Source organism: Collinsella sp. LCP21S3_D3, assembly GCF_052118305.1.
In the GTDB taxonomy this organism is placed as follows: domain Bacteria; phylum Actinomycetota; class Coriobacteriia; order Coriobacteriales; family Coriobacteriaceae; genus Collinsella.
In genome coordinates this window covers 1-2,461 of record NZ_JBQKHK010000040.1, presented here as the reverse complement: position 1 = coordinate 2,461, position 2,461 = coordinate 1, and the positions used below count along the sequence as shown (strand labels likewise).

General features: G+C 70.6%; 2 protein-coding genes. Both read left to right on the top strand.

Annotated elements, in window-relative coordinates:
• The first annotated feature begins 182 nt into the window (after positions 1–182).
• A complete protein-coding gene (istA, locus tag ACTQ1S_RS09200; RefSeq protein WP_441547556.1) occupies positions 183–1,643 on the top strand; it encodes an IS21 family transposase in 1,461 nt (486 codons plus the stop codon).
• Complete coding sequence (gene istB / locus ACTQ1S_RS09195; RefSeq protein ID WP_441069484.1) at positions 1,633–2,376, top strand: IS21-like element helper ATPase IstB; 744 nt, start codon at positions 1,633–1,635, stop codon at positions 2,374–2,376. The genes istA and istB overlap by 11 nt, the downstream gene beginning before the upstream one ends.
• Positions 2,377–2,461: the final 85 nt, after the last annotated feature.

Genomic DNA, 2,461 nt, shown 5'->3' with positions numbered 1-2,461 from the left:
TGTTGATGTTCACTAAGAAGTGGTCCGAGTGATCACTGGGAAATGAGCACCGTGAGCACGAAAAATTGAGCAGTTTAAGCAAGAGGGCCGCGCCCCGGGGACCGGGGGCGCGGCCCTCGCCGTATGGTTTCCCCGGGCGGTTACTTTGGCGAGCCCGCCCGGGAAGGATGGAGGAGATGACCGTGCCCCTGGACACAGTGAATGATATACGGTCGATGGATGCCGCCGGGCGCTCGAGGTCCGAGATCGCCCGAGTGCTCCACGTGAGCCGGAACACCGTGGCGAAGTACGCCGACATGGAGGACATGTCGCCCGCCGCGCCGATGCCCCGGAGGAGGGGCAGGCCCGCGCTCGAGGGCAACGAGGAATGGGTCGCGGGCGTTCTCGAGGCCGACCTCGGGGCCCCGAGGAAGCAGCGCCACACCGCCAGGCGGATCTACGACAGGCTCGTCGCCGAGCGCGGCTACGGCGGCTCGTACTCCACCGTGCAGAGGTTCGTCCGCGAGCTCAGGCTCGCCCGGGCGGCGGCGGGCGGAGAGGGGTACCTCGAGCTCGAGTGGGCGCCCGGCACCTGCCAGGTCGATTTCGGGAACTTCCGCGCCGCGGTCGGCGGGAGGACCCTCGACCTCAAGCTGCTGGTCGCGACGCTCCCGCACTCGAACGACCGGCAGTGCGTCGCCCTCATGTCGCAGAGGTCGGAGTGCCTGTGCGCCGGGCTGCTCGAGATCTTCCGCCGCTGGGGCCGCGCCCCGGCTGCGATGGTGCTCGACAACGCCACCGAGGCGGGCAGGATGGTACGCGGCGAGGTCACGGAATCGAGGCTGTTCTCGCAGTTCAGGGCCCACTACCGCTTCGAGAGCCGGTACTGCAACCCCTATTCGGGAAACGAGAAGGGCTCCGTCGAGAACGCCGTGGGGTTCCTCCGGCGCAACCTCCTCGTCCCCGTGCCGGCGTTCGGCACGCTCCCCGAGCTCAACGCGTTCCTCGCCGAGGGATGCGCGAGGATCAACGCGGAGTCGCGCTGCCGCGACGGCAGGCCGCACGGGGAGGCCTACCGGGAGGACCTCGCCGCCATGCGCGCCCTTCCCGGCGTGGAGTTCGACGCGGTGAGGTGGATCACCGCCCGCGCCGACAAGCGCGGCTACGTCGAGGCCGACGGGCGCGAGTACGTCGCCGGGCCCGCCTGGCACGGGCGGAGCCTGCTCGTCGGCATGCGCGCGACGACGGTGGAGATCCTCGCCGACCGCGGCCGCCGGGTCGCCGTCCTCCCCAGGGCCTTCGGGGAGGGCCCCGCGGTCCGGAACCCCCTCTCGCTCGTGCCCGCCATCATCGCCAGGCCGAGGGCCTTCGGGGAGTCGACGATCAGGCGCGACATGCCGCCGGGGCTCGTCGAGGGGATCGACCGGATGGACTCCGCCGGCAGGAGGCGCACGCTCAGGTCGATCGGCCGGGCGAGCGAGTCCTCGGGCTTCGAGGCGGCATGCGAGGCGGCGCTCAGGGTCGTCGAGGGCGGCCGCGTCCCCGACGACGCCACGGTCGACGTGCTGGCGAGGCGTATCGCGGGAGGCGGCGGCGGGGCCGGCGGGGCCGACCTGTCGGTCTACGACGGGTTCCTGAAGGGGGCGGTCGCCGATGGCCGCTAGCGAGGAGCTGGCCCGCAGGGTCGTGGAGGCCGGGCGGTCGTGCTCGCTCACCACCGCCGTCCTGGAGGAGTGGTCGAGGCTCGGCACCCCGAAACAGGTGGAGTACCTGGCGGGCTACCTCGAGGCGGAGAGGTCCAGCCGCGAGGCCTCGAAGCGCGCGACGCTGCTCAGGCGCTGCGCGCTGCCGGCGCCCAAGACCTTCGACGGCTACGACTGGTCGGCCGTGTCGTGGCCGGAGGGCATGGGGCGCGAGTCGCTGCTCGCGCTCGACTTCGTCGAGCGCAGGGAGGACCTCGTGCTCATGGGCGACGTCGGCACCGGCAAGACGCACATGGCGTCGGCCCTCTGCGCGCTGGCGTGCGAGAGGAGGCTCGAGGCGCGCTTCTTCACGGCGTCCTCGCTCGTGATGCGCCTGAGGCGCGCCCGCGACGACGGGAGGCTCGACCGGGAGGCCGCGCTCATCGGCAAGGCCCGCCTGCTCGTCATCGACGAGCTCGGGTTTCTCCCGCTCGACTCGGACGGGGCGAGGCTGCTCTTCCAGGTCTTCGCCGACGCATACGAGAGGCAGTCGGTGGTAATCACCACGAACCTGGAGTTCAGCAGGTGGGGGTCGGTGTTCGGGGACGACCAGATGGCCGCCGCCGTGATCGACCGCATCGTCCACCACGGGAGGCTCGTCCAGTTCCGCGGCGAGTCCTACCGCGTCCGCCATGCCCTCATGCAGGAGGGCTAGCCGCTCAAAAAGCGTGCGCGCTTCCGATGCTCAGGCTGCTCAATTTCCGATGATCTTTTTGCTCAAATCCTCTTGACGAAACACA